This window comes from Glacieibacterium arshaanense (genome assembly GCF_004681125.1).
Classification (GTDB): domain Bacteria; phylum Pseudomonadota; class Alphaproteobacteria; order Sphingomonadales; family Sphingomonadaceae; genus Polymorphobacter_A; species Polymorphobacter_A arshaanense.
In genome coordinates this window covers 137,264-155,201 of sequence record NZ_SIHO01000001.1, presented here as the reverse complement: position 1 = coordinate 155,201, position 17,938 = coordinate 137,264, and the positions used below count along the sequence as shown (strand labels likewise).

Below are 17,938 nucleotides of genomic sequence, written 5' to 3'. Positions count from 1 at the left end.
CGACGCTCTTACTTCCTGCCCTACTTCTCTTCTACCCACGCCTAAGCATGACTGGGCCGCACCACCGGCACCAACAAATGGACCCAAGCCGTCGCTAGAAAATACGCCACCGAGCAAATCGCAAACATCGGCCAATAACCGACCCCGTTGGTGAGTGACCAACCCGACAGCTCGATAATCCCCGCCCCCGTCAGATTCCCGCACACCGCCCCCAGTGCAATCACCCGCGCCACGCGTGGCAACGGCACCACATCCGCGGTCAGCCCGAAGATATTCGTCGAAAACCCCTGGTGCGCGAACAACGCCAGCCCGATCAGCCCGGCGGCAATCCACGGGCTCGATGTATACAAAGCCAGCGCCATCGGCAGGATCAGCGTCGCATAGAACAGCATCGAGGTCTTGCGCGCCGCGTTGACGCTCAGTCCGCGGTCGAGCAACCGCGGAAACAGCAACCCCGACGACAGCGCTCCCAGCGCCGCCAGCGTGAAGATGATGGCAATCGGATAGCCCAGATCGGCCTGCGCCATGCCGAACTGCCGGTGGAAGAAGTCGGGCATCCAGAACAGCACAAACCACCACACCTGGTCGGTCAGCGCCTTGGCGCCGGCGACGGCCCAGCTGCGCCGATCCGTCAGCAGCACCGACCAGCGCGTTTCATGTGCGTCCTGCGCGGCGCTGGTCGTCGTTGCCACTGGCCGCAGATTGCGCGTGCCGAGCCACCAGAAAATCAACCAGACAAACCCCAGCCCGCCGGTCACCAGAAACGCCGCGCGCCAGCCCCACATCAGCGCCAGCGGCGGGATCAGCAACGGCGTCAGGATCGCGCCGATGTTGGGCGCGGTGTTGAAAAGCCCGAGCCCGAGCGAGCGCTCTTTCAGCGGCAGATAGACCGCGCCGGCCTTGACCGCCGACGGCGTGCCGATCGATTCCGCCGCCGCCAGCGCCGCACGCGCCACGACGAATTGCTGCACTGAACTGGCAAAGGCATGCGCCATGCCGGCGGCGCTCCACACCGCGACGCCGAGCCCGAGTGCCCAGCGCACGCCGATCTTGTCGACAAACCAGCCGACGAACAGCAAAGCCGCTGCAGCCGCAATCTGGAACACCGACCCCAGATGCGCGAATTCCTGGTCCGTCCAGTTGAATTCGGCTTCGAGCGTCGGCTTGAGCAGCGCGAGCACCTGCCGGTCGACATAGTTGAGCGACACCGCGACAAAGATCAGCGCGACCAGCACGCGGCGCATGCCGCGTGTCGACTGCAGCGCTCCATCCAACTGTTCGGCCACGAAAACTCCCCTGTCCGGCGCCACGCGGGATTTGCCCTTCTACAGCGCGTCCGAACAGCGTAGCCATGTCGGGCAAACTGTCAAAGCGGGGATTTCATGCTTCACAAGGCCCTTATCGCAGCGCTGCTGCTGGCCCAACCGGTGCTGGCCGCCGCGCCCGGCTATGATGCGCGCGTCGCGCGCGTGCTCAAGGCGACGCCGCTGATCGATGGCCACAATGACTGGGCCGAACAGCTGCGCGACCAGTTCGGCGAGAAATGGTGGACCGTCGACCTGTCGGCCGACGCACGGGCTTTCAAGAAGCCGCTGCACACCGACATTCCGCGGCTGCGCGCCGGCATGGTCGGCGGGCAATTCTGGTCGGTCTATGTCCCGGCGCAAGTCACCGGCCCGGCCGCGGTCAAGGCGACGCTTGAGCAGATCGACCTCGTCCGCGGCATCATCGCACGCTACCCCGGCACCTTCGAACTCGCCGGCACTGCCGCCGACATCCGCCGTATCCACAAGGCCGGCAAAGTCGCTTCGCTGATGGGCGTCGAAGGCGGCAGCCAGATCGACAACAGCCTCGCGGTGCTGCGCCAATATTACGCGCTCGGCGCGCGCTATATGACGCTGACGCACGTGCAGCATAACGACTGGGCCGACAGCGCCAACCAGCCGCCGCTGCACAATGGCCTGACGCCATTCGGTCGTGCCGTCGTCGCCGAAATGAACCGCATCGGCATGCTCGTCGACCTCAGCCACGTGTCCCCTGCGACGATGAAAGCGGTGCTCGCCACCACCAAGGCGCCGGTCATCTATTCGCATTCATCGGCGCGCGCGCTCGACGACCACCCCCGCAATGTCCCCGATGACGTGCTGCCGCTGGTCGCGGCGAACGGCGGCGTCGTCATGGTCAACTACTATCCGCTGTTCATCAACCAGGCGCGCCGCGACTGGAGCGCCGCCCGCGGCGCCGAAGCCGCCCGCCTGGGCGCCACGATGATGGGCGAACCCACCGCCAAGGTCGACGCCGCACTCGACGCGTGGGACAAGGCGCACCCGCGCCCGGTCACCGCACTGGCCACCGTCGCCGACCATATTGACCATATCGCCAAAATCGCCGGCCACGACCATGTCGGGCTCGGCGCCGACCTCGACGGCATCGAAGAAACCCCCGTCGGACTCGAAGGCGTCGAAACCTATCCGGCGCTGCTCGCCGAACTGATGCGCCGCGGCTGGAGCGACGCCGATGTCGCCAAGCTCGCGGGCGGCAATATCCTGCGCGTCATGGAACGCGCCGAGGCGGTGTCGGCGTCGATGAAGGGCGCTGCAGTCGAGACGCGGTCGGAAGCGGAGATGGACAAGAATTAGGGGCCTCCGGCGGGCAGGGGCTTGCCCCTGCACCCATATATTGGTCGTGCCCAAACCGGCACCGGCGGTGATTGTCGAGCGCGCCTCCAATTGATGGGTGCAGGGGCAAGCCCCTGCCCGCCGGAGGCCCTCAGGTCTTCCCTACTGCATGTACCAACCATGGCTGACGACAATCGACTGGCCCGTCAGCGCGTTGGTCGGGAAGCCCGCGAGGAACACCGCAGTGCGCGCGACGTCATCGACGGTGGTGAATTCGCCGTCGACGGTGTCCTTGAGCATCACCGTCTTGATGACCGCTTCCTCCGAAATGCCGAACGCCTTCGCCTGTTCGGGGATCTGTTTTTCGACCAGCGGCGTGCGCACGAAGCCGGGGCAGATGACGTTGGCGCGGACGCCGAACTCGGCACCTTCCTTGGCGACGACCTTGCACAGCCCGATCAGCCCGTGCTTGGCGGTGACATAGGGCGCCTTGAGCTTCGACGCTTCCTTGGAGTGCACCGAGCCCATGTAGATGACGCTGCCGCCGCGGCCCTGGGCGTACATGTGCTTGAGGCAGGCCTTGGTGGTCAGGAAGGCGCCGTCGAGGTGGATGGCGAGCAGCTTCTTCCAGTCGTCGAAGGCGAAATCGACGATCGGCGCGACGATCTGGATGCCGGCGTTCGACACCAGAATGTCGATGCCGCCGAACTTTGCGGCCACCGCCTCGACGCCGGCGTTGACCTGGGCTTCGTCGGTGACGTTCATCGCGACGCCCATCGCGCGCGTGCCCGTCGGGTCAAACTCAAGTGCGGTGGCGTTCGCGGCGTCGATGTTGAGGTCGGCAATCGCGACCTTGGCGCCCTCTGCAAGGAACAGGTTGGCAATGTCCTTGCCGATGCCGCTTGCCGCGCCGGTGACGACCGCGACCTTGTCCTGCAACTGTCCCATCAAACGTCCTTTCCAAGATAATCAAACACCACGCGGCCGAGGCCGAGCGTCAGGTCGGCGACGATATGCGTCGCCGAGATAATTTCGAGCACCGGCAAATCGGCCACAGGCGCGAGCGCGTGCGGCGTGAGGCTGAGCGCCGCCGGGCCGGTCCAAGCGCCCTTCAGGTTGATGTCGGTGAGTTCATATTCGACGATCTCGCAAATACGTGGGGTGCCATCGACATGCGGGACGATCTTGAGCAGGAAATTGGGCGCCAGCATCGACGCCAGCACCGGCGCAAGGTCGAGCGCGCGATGCTTGTAGCCCATCGTGCCGAGCGCGACCGGAATGCCGTGATAGTCGAGCCGGCCGACCAGCGCATCGACATTGGCGGTCAGCGACGGCGCCGCGAGCTTCTTCGGAAACCCCCACAACTCACGGCCGCCGGCAATCGGTGGGTGATCGTTCAGATACATCGCGTGCGTGTAGCTGCCGGCGCGGCCTTCGAACGTCACCGGGATGACCTGGCCGCTTTCGGTATAGTCGCCGAACCCAGTCGAATCGGGCATGCGGATGAACTCGTATTTGACCAGCGGCTCGGTGACCATCAACGGCTCGGGCACGACCGCGCGCAACGCATCCATGTCGGTGCGATAGGTGATGATCATGTATTCGCGGTTGACGAAGCGGTACGGCCCCGGGGGAAACGCCGGGCTGGTCAGCGGCATCGCGAAGGCATTCTTGCGGACGTCGTCGATGTTCATCGTGTGCGGCTCCCGGGGTTCAACGTACGCCGCAGAAATCGAAAGTCTGGACGCCGTTGCTGTCATGCGGGCGTTCGAAAACCTGCGGTTGCGCCAGCGTGCGCGCGGCGTCGGCATAGCCCTGCGCCCAATGCGACTCCATCGCGGCGCGCGAGAAATTATAGTCTTTCGATTCGAGCTCGTGCGGCGGTGATTTGTAGATCAGCTGGACGATGTTATGCACCGACGGGTCGGCGAGCCGGCACAGTTCGGCGGCCTCGGTGCTGAGCTTCAAGTCGTCGGGCAGCTTGTCGAGCAGCGCCTGGACCAGCGAGCGCGCCGATTGCAGCTCGCGGAAATGGTCGGTGCTGGCGCGCGTGCGGCTTGAATACTGGATTTCCTTGAGTCGCTCGGCGACCTGGCCGAGATTGCGCGGTACGTGGCCGCGGGCGCTCCACAAATCGACCTGGAACGCCAGCGTGTCGAGCAGCGGCAGGTTCGACAGGATCCAGTCGAGCGGCGTGTTCGAGACGACGCCGCCGTCCCAATAGAATTCTCCGTCGATTTCAACGGCGGGAAACCCCGGCGGCAGTGCGCCGCTGGCCATGATGTGCGCGGCACGGATGCTGTGCGTACTGTTGTCGAAATATTCGAAATTGCCGGTGCGGATGTTGACCGCACCGACGCTGAAGCGCATCGCGCCCGGCGCATTGATGCGGTCGAAATCAACCAGCCGTTCAAGCGTCGCCTTGAGCCCGGCGGTGTCATAGAAGCTCGTCGCGCCCTCGGCGCCGGTCGGCAGCAGCATCGGCGGCGGCATGCGCGTGGCGAAAAACCCCGGCGCGCCAGCGGTCATGGTGCGCGCCGCCGTCAGCCGGTTGGCCCAGCTGCGCGCCAGATCGCCCTGCCACAGTGCCAGCCAATAGTCGGCGACGCCATAGTCGGGCGCCGAGCTGACCTGGTCCCAGAACGCCCGCAGCTTTTCGATGCGCTGCGCAGGTGCATTGCCGGCAATGATCGCGCTGTTGATCGCCCCGATCGAAATGCCCGCGACCCAGTCGGGCTCGATCTTGCCTTCGTGGAGCGCCTCATAGACACCGGCCTGATAGGAGCCGAGCGCGCCGCCGCCCTGCAGCAACAGCGCCACACGCTCGAACGGCAGCTTGCGGCCGTTAAGAGACTCGGTGCGCGAGAAAACGGCCATGTTGCGGCCTTCCGTCAATGCCAATGCAGATTGCGCCAATTCACGTTGCAGTGCAGCATAGACCGGTCGGGCGGCGAACGCCACCGGTCAAGCGCGGCGATGCGTTAGTGTGCCGCAGCCGGCATCGGCGGCAGCACACCGTAGCCGCGCAGGCCGAGCGCGATGATTTCGACCGCCAGCGCCGCCAGCAGCAGCGCCACGACACGCAGCAGCACCGCCGAAAAACCGCCGCCGCCCGACTTTTTCTCACCGCCGATGACCTGCGCGACGCCGAGCATCACCGCGAGGTTGCCGGCGATGATCGTCCCCAGCCCGGCCCACAGCAGCTGCCGGTTGCCGGGGCCCATCTGCGTCGAGAAAATGGTGATCGCAACAATCGCCTGTGGCGACGCCAGCAGCGGCACCGCGAGCGGATAGATCGCCATCTCGGGGCCGACGCGTTTTGCGCCTTCGGCATTGTCATGGCCTTCGCCAAGCACCAGCCCGATGGCGAACAGCAGCAGGATCAGCCCGCCCGCCACTTCGAGCGCGGCAATCGACACATGGAAGAATGCCAGGATATTCGGGCCGCGCGCGACAAAGATCGACAGCACCACCGCCTGCACCAGCACCGATTTTATCGCGACCCCGCGGCGTTCGGACAGCGTCAGGTGTCCGGCTTCGGCAGCGAAATACGCCGCCGCCTTCGTCGCGAACGCGACGATCGACAGGATGATGACCATTTCGGGAAAACTGGAAATCACGATACATCCCCTGCAACGGTACCGGTATGCGCCGCAGGCTAGCACGGCACGCCGAAGTCGAATAGACCGGAGCCTGCGGGATGCAAGAGGTAAAGGATGAGCGAAACGACCGAACCGGACCCGGCGCCTGCGGCGCAGCCCGATCCGGTGCGGCGCTGGACCTACATCGTCGCCGGTCTGCTGCTGGCGCTGCTCGCCTATAATATCGCCGCCGACCGGCTGGCACCTATCACCTATCAGACGACCGCCGAAACGCTGGTGGTGCCGGTGACGCCGCAGGTCAGTGGTGAAATTCTCAGCGTGCCGGTCACCGACAACAGCCGTGTCACCAAGGGCCAGTTGCTCGCACGAATCGACCCGACAAACTACCGCATCGCGCTCGAAAGCGCGCGCGCGTCATATGGCGCTGCGCAGCAGTCGGTCGGCGCCGCGGCCGCTGCGGTCGACTCGGCACGTGCCGTGCTGACCTCGCGCAAGGCGCAGCTGGTCGAGGCGCAACAGGACAATGACCGCACCGCCAAGCTGCTCGAAGTCGGCTATGCGACGCGCGCCAAGCTCGAGGCGACAATGGCCAAGCTGGCGTCCGCCGAAGCCGGCGTCGTTCAGGCCGAAGCGCAACTGGCGGGTGCGCTGCAGCAGCTCGGCCCGACGGGCAGCGCCAACCCGCAGCTGCGCGCCGCGGTTGCGGCGGTCGACAGCGCCCGCGCCAACCTCGAATGGACCAAGGTCACCGCGCCAGTCGACGGCTATATCTCGAACCTGCAGATCGGCCACGGTTCCTATGCCAAGGCCGGCACGCCGCTGATCAGCCTGATCGATGTCAGTCGCGCCGGACTGATCGGCTATTTCACCGAAAACCAGATCGGCAATGTCCGGCTCGGCGACCGCGTGCTGATCGCGCTCGACATGTTCCCCGGCAAACTGTTCACGGGCAAGGTTGTCGGGCTCGGTGGTGGTATCTCGACGCCGAACCAGAGCGCGCCAACGGGGTCGCTGGTACAGGCGCCGAGTTCGAGCTGGCTGAGCAGTTCGCAGCGCTTGCCGATCCGCATCGCCTTTGATCCGTCGGGGCAGGTCCCGCCCGGGCTGCGGCTCGGTTCGCAGGCCAGCGTCATGGTCGAAACCGGCGACGCGGGATTCATGAAGACGCTCAACCGCTGGGTGCTGACGCTGCGCTCTTATCTTTCGTATGTCAGCTGACGCTGCCGGGCCTATGTCAGCTGCCGCCGAATGGGCGCGCAGCGGCCCGCGCGTGCTGCGCACGGCGTTCGCCGTCGCGGTGGCGATGTGGCTGGCCTATTGGCTGCGGCTGCCGATCGGCTACATCGCGCCGGTGCTGGTGGTGACCGCGCTCGGCGGCCTGCTCGACACCTTCAGTATCAAGACCGCGCTGCTGATGGTGGTGCTCGTCGCCGTCGTCGCGCAGGGGTTGACGCTGCTGCTGACGCCGCTGCTCGGCAACCGCGCGGCGTATCTGACGATTGTCGGCGTCGCGCTGTTCTTCGCCTACCGGTTGCAGGCGCATCCGAAACTGGCGCCGGTGGTGGCGCTGACGCTGCCGCTGCTGGTGATGTTCGGGCCGCTGGTGCCGCTGTCGGCGGGCTTTGCGCAGGGTATGGCGGTGCTGTTGATGTTGCTCGCCGGCTGCGCGGTGATCGGCGTCATTCTGGCGTGGCTGGTCTTCCCCGGCCCTGCCGCCGCCGCGAGCGCCGCCATCCCTGCCGCACCGCGCTCGGCGATCGACAGCGCCGTCAGCGCCGCCATTCTCGTGCTGCTCATCGCGCTGACGCTGCGCTTTGACGCCCAAAGCGCGCTGCGGCTGCTGATGATCGCCAGCACCGTGCTCGCTGCGGTCGATCCACGCGCCGGTATCAAGACCGCGGGCATGACGATGGCCGCCACCGCCGCGGGTGTCGCCGGCGCCTTCTTCATCCGCAACGTCACCTTCATCGTCCAGACGCCGCTGATGGCGGGCCTGATGGCGGCACTGATCGTGCTCGGCGTCGGCCGCCGGCTGACCCATCCGGCGACGGCGCAAACCGCTTCGGCCGGGCTGGTGTCGCTGTTCGTGCTGATCGGCGGCAACGGCAGCGTCGATGACAAGAAGCTGGTGGTGTTCCTGCTCTACACGCTCGGCGGCATCGCCATTGCCATCGGCCTGCGCCACACCTTGCTCTGGCACCTCGACCGCAATGCGCGGCTGGCGCCGACACCACGCATCCCCTAAGCACGTCGCATGCACCGCCATCACACGCCCGATGCGCCCGCCAAGCCCAAGCCCAGCCTGTGGTCGCGGCTCGGGCCGGGTCTCGTCACCGGCGCCGCCGATGATGACCCCAGCGGCATCGCCACGCACAGCCAGATCGGCGCGGCGTTCGGCTACAGTATGGCGTGGACGATGCTGTTCAGCTTCCCGCTGATGAGCGTCATCCAGGGCGTTTCGGCAGGTATTGGCAGCGTCACCGGCCGCGGCATCGCGCAGAACCTCAAGCTCCACTACCCCAAGGCGCTGCTGTATTTCATCGTGCTGCTGCTGATTATCGCCAACACAATCAACCTTGGCGCCGACCTTGGCGCGATGGGCGCCGCACTCGGGCTGCTGGTCGGCGGCCCTGAATGGGCGTACACCATCGGCTTCGGGCTGCTGTGTGTCGCGATCGAAGTGCTGGTGCCCTACCAACGCTACGCCGGACTGCTCAAATGGGCGACGCTGTCGCTGTTCGCCTATGTCGCGGTGGTCATGGTCGCCGGCATCCCGTGGGGCAAGGCGCTGCTGTCGCTGGTCGTGCCCAGCTTCCAGTTCGACAAGGCGCACACCATGGCGATGGTTGCCATCCTCGGCACGACAATCAGCCCCTATCTGTTTTTCTGGCAGGCAGCCCAGGAAGTCGAGGAAGGCCGGCGGCGCCACATCAAGCCACTGATGACCGCGCCCTACCGCGCCAAGCACGAATTCGAACGCATCCGCCTCGACACGCTGATCGGCATGGCCGTGTCGAGCCTCGTCGGTATCGCCATCATCTTCGCCACCGCGGCAACACTGCATGCCAACGGCATCACCCAGATCGAAACCTCCGCTCAGGCCGCCCAAGCGCTACTGCCGATCGCCGGCGAGTTCGCCTTCGCGCTGTTCGCGCTCGGCATCATCGGCACCGGGCTGCTCGCCGTACCGGTGCTCGCGGGTGCGGCCGCCTATGCCGTCAGCGAGGTCTTCGGCTGGACCGAAAGCCTCGAGGCCCGCCCCAGCGAAGCACGCGCCTTCTACACCACCATCGCGGTGGCCACACTCGGCGGTGTCGCGCTCACCTTCATTGGCCTCAACGCCGTGCGTGCGCTGTACTGGGCCGCCGTCGTCAACGGCGTGCTCGCCGCCCCCGTCATGGCGGTGATGATGCTGATCGCCCGCAACAAGACGGCAATGGGCGGCATGGTGCTGTCACGCGGCCTGACCATCGGCGGATGGCTGGCGACCGCGGTGATGGCGACGGCGTCGGTGTTGTTCTTCGTGATCTGACGAGGGGACGAAGGAGCCTCCGGCGGGCAGGCCTGAGGCCTGCACCCGATTGATTGGCTAATGACTGGAATGGGGTGGTTAGCTGACTGGCGGGTGTCGGCACAAAGGTTGGCTCAGCTGCCATTCGAAGCGACCAATTCAACGCGCAAATACGATGGGCTTGCAGGCAAATTGCCATCAAAACTTTCTCGGTATTGGCAATACGTCCATCAGCGCGGCCACTCCAAACACCATGCCGCAGATCGAAAATGCGTATAAAGAAAAGTTCATAAATAGATAATTTTGCATTGCTATCCAAGATAATGCTGAAATTGCGAGAGATACTTCCGGAATGAATTTCACGTCATCCGACAGATTATGATCAACTGTATAGTCATTTTGAAATGACGATCTATTTTTAGAGTTCATATTCTCAATTTTTTTGCGTGACCTGAAAAAGTAAAATACACAAAAAATAGAAATAGAAATTCCTACCCAAGATCTGTCAAATATCAGTAACAATATGCCAATTGGCAATAAAACAAATGAAGCCATGTACATTAATAATTTATACATAGGTTCGACCCATCGACAGATTGAAATGCCCAGTCGTGATTTTCCGATGGTAGCGGACACGGTTCTTCGGTCAATGACAACTTCCGGGGTAACAATGAACGCTGCCGCATGTCCGACACGGAGTCGTTAGCAGACAGGCAGCTAAAGCCCACCCCCGACCCTCCCTTGCAGGGAGGGGAGCAGAAAGTGTGCGGAGTAAATTATTCGGGTGCAGGGCCAAGGCCCTGCCCGCCGGAGGCTCTATGCGTCGAGCAGCGTCAGAATCACGCCCTGCTTTGGCGAAGCCCGCCCCTCGAGCAAGTCACGGTAGTGCTTTTCGGCCGAAACCGCGCCGCGGTCGCGGACGATTTCGAGCCAGCCTTCGGTGGAGTCGAGGAAGCTTTCCCACGCGGCGGTAAGCCGGCTGTCGAAGCCGCCCGGGCCCCATTCGGCGATGCGTTGCGCCAGAACGCTGGGCGCGAAGAACATTTCGGGCTTGGGACCGGGCAGGTCGCCGCCGCCGCCGCGCGGCGAATCCCAGTCGGTGGCGCCGATCATCAGGCTGGTGGCGAGCGCATCGCCGAAGTGGCGGTGGACGCGGGCGCGCGTGGCCTCGTTGCCGGCGAAATCGACGAAGGCGCTGCGTAGCGACGGGTCGAGCGTTTCGATCGCGTCATAGCTGACGACGCTGTCATAGACGCCGGTGTGCATGACGAAATCGGCGTTGGCGCCCGACGTCAGCCCAACGACCTTGACGCCGCCGCGCACCTTGAGCGCCTGTGCCAGCCCGATCGCGGTCTTTGATGACGCGCTCGACAGCAGCACCTGGGTGACGCCGGGCGCGACTTCGGGGAGATAGTCGTCGATCAGGAACGAGGTAATGTAGAGCCCGCGGAACAGCGCGTAGCGCGCGTCGTCGTCGGCATTAGTGGGGGACTTGGCGCGGGTATAGCCGTTGTACGCTGACGCCAGCCCGGCGCGATGTTCGGCGATGTCGCTGAAGCTGTCGGGGCGCACCTTGCCGGGCGTCAGGATGGCGTGGCTCGCCATCGGCCAATAGCCGTAATAGCGGTCGCCCGGCGCGAAGCCGAGCGCGCGCGATTCGACTACTGTGGCGAAGCCCCAGACCGGGATGATGCCCCAGCCGTCGGGCGCCGGGTAGAAGTTCCAGTATTTCATCGCCTCGCCGAACGCGCCGTAGGTGATGTTGTTCGATGTCAGCGCGAAGGCGTCGATGGCGAAGCGCACCTGGCCCTCGGCGGGTTCGGCGAAGGTGTGCGCGACTTCGGTCTTGCGCAGGTCCTGGCGGCGGACGCGGAACTCGGTGGTGGTGTTGGTCACGGCGGATGACTCCGGTCAATGGGCTGAACAGCGTTTTGCGGATGAATGAAGCCGCTGGCAAGCGGGCTTGCATCACGCCGCCTGCGCCGCCACGGTAAGTCCAACGGGGCAGGAGATTATAGAATGCGCAAGCAGGTGCTGATGGTGGCGTTGACGCTGGCGGGTGCAGCTGTTTCGGCCGCACCGGCGGCCCCCCCGCCCGCGCCAGCGGCACCACCCACGATTGCCACGCAACCGTTGCTCAAATCAGTCGCCGCCGATGTGTCGGAAGCCGAGCTGCGCAAGTCGCTGACCGCGCTGGTCGGTTTCGGCACGCGCCATTCGCTGTCGGATACAGCGTCACCAACGCGCGGCATCGGCGCGGCGCGGCGCTGGACTGCCGGGCGCTTCGCCGACTTCTCAAAGGCCTGCGGTGGCTGCCTGAGCGTTGCCACACCCGCCGAAACCTTCACCGGCAAGCGCATCCCGACCAGCGTCGAAATCGTCGACGTGCTTGCCGTCCAGCGCGGTACCGGCGACCCCAACCGCGTCATCATCATGTCGGGCCACATCGATTCGCGCGTCAGCGATCCGATCAACGCTACGAGCGACGCGCCCGGCGCCAATGACGATGGGTCGGGCACCGCCGCCGTCATCGAAGCGGCGCGGGTTTTGTCGCGGCACAAGTTCGACGCCACCATCGTCTACGCGGTGCTGTCGGGCGAGGAGCAGGGGCTGCTCGGCGGCAAGCTGCTGGCGAAATACGCCAGGGCGCAGGGCTGGAAGGTCGAAGCCGTGCTCAACAACGACATTATCGGCAATTCGACCGGCAGCAGCGGCGTCAAGGACGCGACGCATGTGCGTGTGTTCTCCGAAGGCACCAAGGCGGTCGAAACCCCCGAGCAGGCGAACGCGCGGCGCTACAACGGCGGCGAAGTCGATAGCCCGGCACGCAACCTCGCGCGGTTCATCGACGGGCTCGCCGAACGCTATCTGGCGCCGTTCGACGTGACGATGGTCTATCGCACTGATCGCTACGCGCGCGGCGGCGACCAGGTGCCGATGCTCGAGGCTGGCTATCCGGCGGTGCGCCTTACCGAAATGCAGGAACATTACGACCGCCAGCATCAAGACCTGCGCACCGAAAACGGCCGCGTCTATGGCGATGTGCTTAGCGGCGTCGATTTCACTTATCTCGCCAACGTCACGCGGCTCAATGTCGTGGCGATTGCCGCGCTGGCGTCTGCCCCGCCGCCGCCCGATACGGTGACCATCGAAGGCTCGGTATCGCCCGATACCAAGGTCAGCTGGTCGGCGGTGCCGGGCGCGGCGTCGTACGACGTGTGGTGGCGCGCCACCGACGCGGCGCAGTGGCCGCACAAGCGCAGCGTCGGCGACGGCAGCACCTCGGTCACCTTGCCCGGCGTCACCATCGACACCTGGTTCTTCGGCGTGTCGTCGGTTTCGGCGGCGGGCTTTGCCAGCCCGATCGAATTCCCCGGTCCCGCCGGCGCATTCTTCACACCGACCAAAACGGACAAGCCCTGATGTTCAAACGCCTGTTCATTGCCAATCGCGGCGAAATTGCCGTCCGCATCGCACGCGCTGCTGCCGGGCTCGGCATCGCCTCGGTCGCGGCGTTTTCCGAAGATGACGCCGCTTCGCCGCACGTGCTGGCCGCGACCAGCGGCGGCGCGCTGCCCGTCCGCGGCCCGCGCGCCTATCTCGACGGCGCTGCGGTCATTGCCGCCGCCAAGGCGGCGGGCTGCGACGCGCTGCATCCGGGATATGGGTTCCTCAGCGAAAACGCTGCGTTCGCCGCCGACTGCGCTGCGGCGGGGATCACCTTCGTTGGCCCAGCGCCGGCCGCCCTCACCTTGTTCGGCGACAAGGCCGCAGCGCGCGCCGCTGCCGAAGCCGCGAACGTACCCGTGCTCGGCGGCACCGGCGCGGTCAGTCTGGAGGAGGCGGAAAAAGCGTTCGCCAAGCTCGGCGCGGTGATGATCAAGGCGCTGGCGGGAGGCGGTGGGCGCGGCATGCGCATCGTCACGCGCGCTGCCGACCTGCCCGAAGCCTATGCCCGCGCGTCGAGCGAAGCGCAGGCGGCGTTCGGCGACGGCCGCGTCTATCTCGAAGCCTATATGTCGCGCGCCCGCCATATCGAGGTGCAGTTGATCGGCGACCGTCATGGTGGGCTAACCCATGCCGGCACGCGCGAATGCAGCCTGCAGCGCCGCCACCAGAAGCTCATTGAAATTGCGCCGGCGCATCTGCCTGCCGGTACCGAAACCGCGCTGCTCGATGCCGCGCTGCGGCTGGGGCGCGCCGCGCACTATGACAGCCTCGGCACCGTCGAATTCCTGCTCGACGCCGATGACGCCGAGATCTTCGCCTTCATCGAAATGAACCCGCGGCTGCAGGTCGAACACACCGTCACCGAAGAAGTCACCGACATCGACCTGGTGGCGACGCAGATCCGTATTGCGGCGGGCGCGAAACTGGGCGACCTCGCGTTGCCGTCGGGCCATCGCGGCGTTGCGGTGCAGGCGCGCGTCAACGCCGAAAGCGTCAGCGCCGACGGGGCCTTGCGCGCCAGCCATGCGGCGATCACGCGCTACGAAGCCCCCAGCGGTCCCGGCATCCGCGTCGACGGCTTCGCGCGCACCGGCACGCAGCCCAATCCGGCGTTCGATTCTTTGCTCGCAAAGGTCATCGCGCGTGGTTCCGACTTGCGCGGCGCATTGGCGCTGCTCGACCGCGCGCTCGGCGAATGCGTTATCGACGGCCCTGCCACCAACACCGGCTTCCTGCGCGCGCTGATCGCGCATCCCGATGTCGTCGGCGACCGGATGACCACCAGCCTTGTCGATGCGGTCACTGCTGACTTGGTGGCGACGCTGCCCGTCAGCGAAGCTGCCGTCGCGCAAGTCGTGCCCGAAGGACTTGTCGGCATCCCCGCGCCGCTGTCGGGGCTGGTCGTCGCGGTGTCGGTTGCGGTCGGTGACGCGGTGCGCGTCGGCCAGCAGGTCGCGGTGCTCGAAGCGATGAAGATGGAGCATGTCGTCACCGCACAGCTGTCGGGCATCGTCCGGCGCATCGACGCGCAGGTCGGCGCGGTGGCGAACGACGGCGGCGCGCTGGTGCTGGTCGAACCCGCCGAAGTCGAAGGCGGCAGCGCGATTGTTGCCGAGGCCCCCGACCCCGACCATATCCGCCCCGACCTCGCCGACCTGCTGGCGCGCACCGCCGCGACGCTCGATCCGCAGCGCCCCGATGCCGTCGCCCGCCGCCGCAAGACCGGCCAGCGCACCGCGCGCGAGAACATCGCCGAACTCATCGATCCCGGCAGCTTCAACGAATATGGCGCGCTGACCTTTGCCGCGCAGCTCAAGCGCCACCCGCGCGAGCATCTGCTCAAGATCTCGCCCGCCGACGGGCTGATCGCCGGTACCGCCAGCGTCAACGGTGACGTCTTCGGGCCTGAAAAGTCGCGCGTCATGGTGCTGTCGTACGACTACACCGTCTTCGCCGGCACGCAGGGCACCGCCAATCACAAGAAGACCGACCGCATGCTCAACCTGGCGCGCGACTGGGCACTGCCGTTGGTCTGGTATGCCGAAGGCGGCGGCGGCCGGCCCGGCGACACCGACCATTTCAGCGCCACCGGACTCGACGTGCCGAGCTTCCGCGCGCTCGCCGCACTGTCGGGCACCTGCCTGCGTATCGGCATCGCCTCGGGCCGGTGCTTTGCCGGCAATGCGGTGATGTTCGGGCTGTGCGACATCACCATCGCCACCAGGGATTCCACCATCGGGCTGGGCGGTCCGGCGATGATCGAAGGCGGCGGGCTGGGCAACTTCAAGCCCGAGGAAGTCGGCCCGATCGGCGTGATGGCGAGCAACGGCGTCGTCGATATCGTCGCCGACGACGAACCGCACGCCACCGCACTCACCAAGCAGTTGTTGAGCTATTTCCAGGGCGACCTGCCCGTCACCGAAGCCGCCGATCAGCGCTTGCTGCGCCACAGCATCCCCGAAAACCGCCTGCGCGTGTACGACGTGCGGTCGGTCATCGAAACGCTGTTCGACAGCGGCAGTGTCCTCGAATTGCGGCGCGGCTGGGGCATCGGCGTGCTCACCGGCTTCGCGCGGCTAAACGGCCGCGCTGTTGGCTATCTGGCGAACGACCCCAAACACCTTGGCGGCGCCATCGACAGCGACGGCGCCGCGAAGGCCGCGCACTTCATGATGCTGTGCGATGCGTTCGGTATTCCCATCATCAGCCTGTGCGACACGCCGGGCTTCATGGTCGGCCCGCCGAGCGAAGTCACCGGCGCAGTGCGCCACGGCTCGCGCATGTTCACCGTCGGCGCCAGCCTCAGCGTGCCAGTGCTGATGGTCGTGCTGCGCAAGGCCTACGGCCTCGGCGCGCAAGCGATGGGCGCCGGCAGCCTCCATGCCCCGGCGCTCACCATCGCCTGGCCAACTGCCGAGTTCGGCGGCATGGGATTGGAAGGCGCCGTCCGGCTCGGCTACGCCAAGGAACTTGCAGCGTGCGAAACCGAAGAGACCCGCAAGGCGCTGTTCGACGAACTCGTCGCCAAATCCTATGCGCGCGGCAAGGCCGTCAGTATCGCCGCCTACCTCGAAATCGACGCGGTCATTGACCCCGCCGACACGCGCGACTGGATGACGCGCGCGCTGGCGGCACTGCCGCGCGTCGCGCCGACCGGTCGGATGGTCGACAATTGGTAAGAGCCTCCGGCGGGCAGGGGCTTGCCCCTGCACCCAAATGTTGGTTGCGCCCAAACCGACACCGGTGGTGATGGTCGCACGCGCCGCAAACTCTCGGGTGCAGGGGCAAGCCCCTGCCCGCCGGAGGCCCTTAGCCTCTATTCCGCCGGCACCACCACCGCCGGCTTGTAGTGCGCGCCGTCGCTAACGAATTCGGCGCGGCCGTAGCGTGCGAGTTGGCGTTCGATTCGGCGCACCAGCCGCCGATCGACGATATCGCGCACCACGGGAATGCGGTCTGCGACTTTGTAGGCGATGATGCGCCCGACGATGAACAGGCTGGCGACGCCGTGGAGCAGGTGGTCGCGGCCGTCGAGCACGACGCCGGCTTGCGCGGCGCGTTCGGTATTACCGCCGAGCATGGTGTTCACGAAGAACTTGCGCGAGAAACGGTGCTCGATGCGGTTGAACACCCAGGCGCTCAGGCTGTCATCGGGGAACAGCCGCGTTGCCATTGTCGCGCGCAGCAGTGCACCACAGGTGGCGTCGTCATAGCCGTCGCGCAGCGTCGCAAACCGCGTGTTCATGACGTCGACGATGCCTTGCGGCGTGTCGGGCAGCAGCTCTTCGGGCAGGCCGAGCAGGTAGCAGCGGTAACGCGCCAGTTCGACCTGTGCGCGTTGGACGGGCGAGAAGGTCGTGCCGCCCTTGCCGATGATTTCGTACGACATCAGGAAAATCGGGATCAGCCCGGCGGGCATTTGGTCGACTTGCGGGATCGGCACGCCGAACTCCGCGAGGTCCCACATGCCGGGCCGGCGCATGACGTTGAAGCGCACCATTGAATGCATCAGTCGCACCATCGCCGCTGCCTTGAAGCCGGGGCCGTGGCGTTCAAGCGCGCCGGGCAGCACGGTGGTCGCGAAGAACGTCGCGGTTTCTTTGACGCGGCGGGCGGCGGTGACGTTCGACAACGAGCCGGTCAGCGCCATCGGCAGCGCCGAATATTTGTTGAGGAAGGTCGCCAGAAACGCACCGCGAATGACGAACGGCGACAGGTTCGCGGTCGAGTTGCGGTCATGGCGCGCGCCGGCTTCGACCAGCGCCATGTCGAGCCATTCGGGCGTACGCTCCATATGCGCGATAAACGCTGCGAGTTCGGCGGGTGCATCGGGAACCGCTGCGATGCCCTTGTCGCACGCGGTGACCAGCATCGCGATCAGCGTCTGCAGCCCGTAGGTCGGGATCAGCGCGGCATAGGCGTCGGCAACAATGTCGCCCATCATCGTATAGGCGCGCACCAGATCGACCGCTTCGGCATCGGCGAGCACGCGCGGCCGTTCGCCGGTCAGCGCCTCGGGCAAGGTCGAGACATCATCGGGCGCGGTGGCGAAGCGGAAGGGCTGCGCATCGAAATCGACATTGCCGTAAATCGCCGGCACCGCCGCCGCTTGCGCGCGGGCGCGCTGCCAGAGTTCGGGGTGGAGGGGTGCGTTCATCACGGAAATGTCCTGCAGGCTGCCGATTCCGCTATGAAGGCAATGCGCGGGACGGTTGCAAGCGCAAATCGCACCTGCCGGTCGCCACGCCCCTTACTGG

Annotated in this window: 13 protein-coding genes; 6 read left to right on the top strand and 7 right to left on the bottom strand. The window is 65.8% G+C overall.

What is annotated here, in order from left to right; all coding sequences use genetic code 11:
* Window positions 1-41 precede the first annotated feature (41 nt).
* Entirely contained in the window at window positions 42-1,244 is a 1,203-nt protein-coding gene (locus tag EUV02_RS00695) for an MFS transporter (protein WP_135245313.1), read from the bottom strand.
* Window positions 1,245-1,382: 138 nt separating this feature from the next.
* On the opposite strand from EUV02_RS00695, the gene EUV02_RS00690 reads away from it, so the two are divergent.
* On the top strand, window positions 1,383-2,639 hold the full coding sequence (locus EUV02_RS00690) for a dipeptidase (protein WP_135244316.1): 1,257 nt from the start codon (window positions 1,383-1,385) through the stop codon (window positions 2,637-2,639).
* A 141-nt stretch (window positions 2,640-2,780) separates the two neighbouring features.
* On the opposite strand, the gene EUV02_RS00685 is transcribed toward EUV02_RS00690, so the two are convergent.
* From EUV02_RS00685 to EUV02_RS00670, 4 genes are all read right to left on the bottom strand, one after another.
* Window positions 2,781-3,566 (bottom strand): 3-hydroxybutyrate dehydrogenase, encoded by a 786-nt coding sequence (locus EUV02_RS00685; RefSeq protein WP_135244315.1) that lies wholly within the window; start codon window positions 3,564-3,566, stop codon window positions 2,781-2,783.
* On the bottom strand, window positions 3,566-4,312 hold the full coding sequence (locus tag EUV02_RS00680) for an acetoacetate decarboxylase (RefSeq protein WP_135244314.1): 747 nt from the start codon (window positions 4,310-4,312) through the stop codon (window positions 3,566-3,568). Before EUV02_RS00680 ends, EUV02_RS00685 begins: the two co-directional genes overlap by 1 nt.
* Window positions 4,313-4,331: 19 nt before the next feature.
* Complete coding sequence (locus EUV02_RS00675; RefSeq protein ID WP_135244313.1) at window positions 4,332-5,495, bottom strand: patatin-like phospholipase family protein; 1,164 nt, start codon at window positions 5,493-5,495, stop codon at window positions 4,332-4,334.
* Between the two features lie 104 nt (window positions 5,496-5,599).
* Window positions 5,600-6,238, bottom strand: a complete 639-nt coding sequence (locus EUV02_RS00670; protein WP_135244312.1) for a MarC family protein — start codon at window positions 6,236-6,238, stop codon at window positions 5,600-5,602.
* Window positions 6,239-6,334: 96 nt separating this feature from the next.
* On the opposite strand from EUV02_RS00670, the gene EUV02_RS00665 reads away from it, so the two are divergent.
* From EUV02_RS00665 to EUV02_RS00655, 3 genes are read left to right on the top strand one after another with little or no spacing between them, the layout of a single operon-like run.
* Window positions 6,335-7,438, top strand: a complete 1,104-nt coding sequence (locus EUV02_RS00665; RefSeq protein WP_135244311.1) for an HlyD family secretion protein — start codon at window positions 6,335-6,337, stop codon at window positions 7,436-7,438.
* A gap of 13 nt (window positions 7,439-7,451) precedes the next feature.
* Window positions 7,452-8,465: a hypothetical protein gene (locus tag EUV02_RS00660; RefSeq protein ID WP_135244310.1), complete on the top strand. Its 1,014-nt coding sequence runs from the start codon at window positions 7,452-7,454 to the stop codon at window positions 8,463-8,465.
* A 9-nt stretch (window positions 8,466-8,474) separates the two neighbouring features.
* Complete coding sequence (locus EUV02_RS00655; RefSeq protein WP_135244309.1) at window positions 8,475-9,752, top strand: NRAMP family divalent metal transporter; 1,278 nt, start codon at window positions 8,475-8,477, stop codon at window positions 9,750-9,752.
* A gap of 795 nt (window positions 9,753-10,547) precedes the next feature.
* Here EUV02_RS00655 and EUV02_RS00645 read toward each other — a convergent pair.
* Entirely contained in the window at window positions 10,548-11,627 is a 1,080-nt protein-coding gene (locus tag EUV02_RS00645; RefSeq protein WP_135244307.1) for a DUF2855 family protein, read from the bottom strand.
* A gap of 123 nt (window positions 11,628-11,750) precedes the next feature.
* On the opposite strand from EUV02_RS00645, the gene EUV02_RS00640 reads away from it, so the two are divergent.
* Window positions 11,751-13,154 (top strand): M20/M25/M40 family metallo-hydrolase, encoded by a 1,404-nt coding sequence (locus tag EUV02_RS00640; RefSeq protein WP_135244306.1) that lies wholly within the window; start codon window positions 11,751-11,753, stop codon window positions 13,152-13,154.
* A complete protein-coding gene (locus tag EUV02_RS00635; RefSeq protein ID WP_207790075.1) occupies window positions 13,154-16,360 on the top strand; it encodes an acetyl-CoA carboxylase family protein in 3,207 nt (1,068 codons plus the stop codon). Before EUV02_RS00640 ends, EUV02_RS00635 begins: the two co-directional genes overlap by 1 nt.
* A 137-nt stretch (window positions 16,361-16,497) precedes the next feature.
* Here the strand turns inward: EUV02_RS00635 and EUV02_RS00630 are convergent, their stop codons facing one another.
* Complete coding sequence (locus EUV02_RS00630; protein WP_135244305.1) at window positions 16,498-17,838, bottom strand: oxygenase MpaB family protein; 1,341 nt, start codon at window positions 17,836-17,838, stop codon at window positions 16,498-16,500.
* Between the last annotated feature and the right edge of the window lie 100 nt (window positions 17,839-17,938).

Bases quoted from the DNA above. Each gene is read 5' to 3' on its own strand.
- EUV02_RS00695 (WP_135245313.1), bottom strand. From the start codon at position 1,244: ATGCGCCGCGTGCTGGTCGCGCTGATCTTTGTCGCGGTGTCGCTCAAC.
- EUV02_RS00690 (WP_135244316.1), top strand. From the start codon at position 1,383: ATGCTTCACAAGGCCCTTATCGCAGCGCTGCTGCTGGCCCAACCGGTG.
- EUV02_RS00685 (WP_135244315.1), bottom strand. From the start codon at position 3,566: ATGGGACAGTTGCAGGACAAGGTCGCGGTCGTCACCGGCGCGGCAAGC.
- EUV02_RS00680 (WP_135244314.1), bottom strand. From the start codon at position 4,312: ATGAACATCGACGACGTCCGCAAGAATGCCTTCGCGATGCCGCTGACC.
- EUV02_RS00675 (WP_135244313.1), bottom strand. From the start codon at position 5,495: ATGGCCGTTTTCTCGCGCACCGAGTCTCTTAACGGCCGCAAGCTGCCG.
- EUV02_RS00665 (WP_135244311.1), top strand. From the start codon at position 6,335: ATGAGCGAAACGACCGAACCGGACCCGGCGCCTGCGGCGCAGCCCGAT.
- EUV02_RS00660 (WP_135244310.1), top strand. From the start codon at position 7,452: ATGTCAGCTGCCGCCGAATGGGCGCGCAGCGGCCCGCGCGTGCTGCGC.
- EUV02_RS00655 (WP_135244309.1), top strand. From the start codon at position 8,475: ATGCACCGCCATCACACGCCCGATGCGCCCGCCAAGCCCAAGCCCAGC.
- EUV02_RS00640 (WP_135244306.1), top strand. From the start codon at position 11,751: ATGCGCAAGCAGGTGCTGATGGTGGCGTTGACGCTGGCGGGTGCAGCT.
- EUV02_RS00635 (WP_207790075.1), top strand. From the start codon at position 13,154: ATGTTCAAACGCCTGTTCATTGCCAATCGCGGCGAAATTGCCGTCCGC.
- EUV02_RS00630 (WP_135244305.1), bottom strand. From the start codon at position 17,838: ATGAACGCACCCCTCCACCCCGAACTCTGGCAGCGCGCCCGCGCGCAA.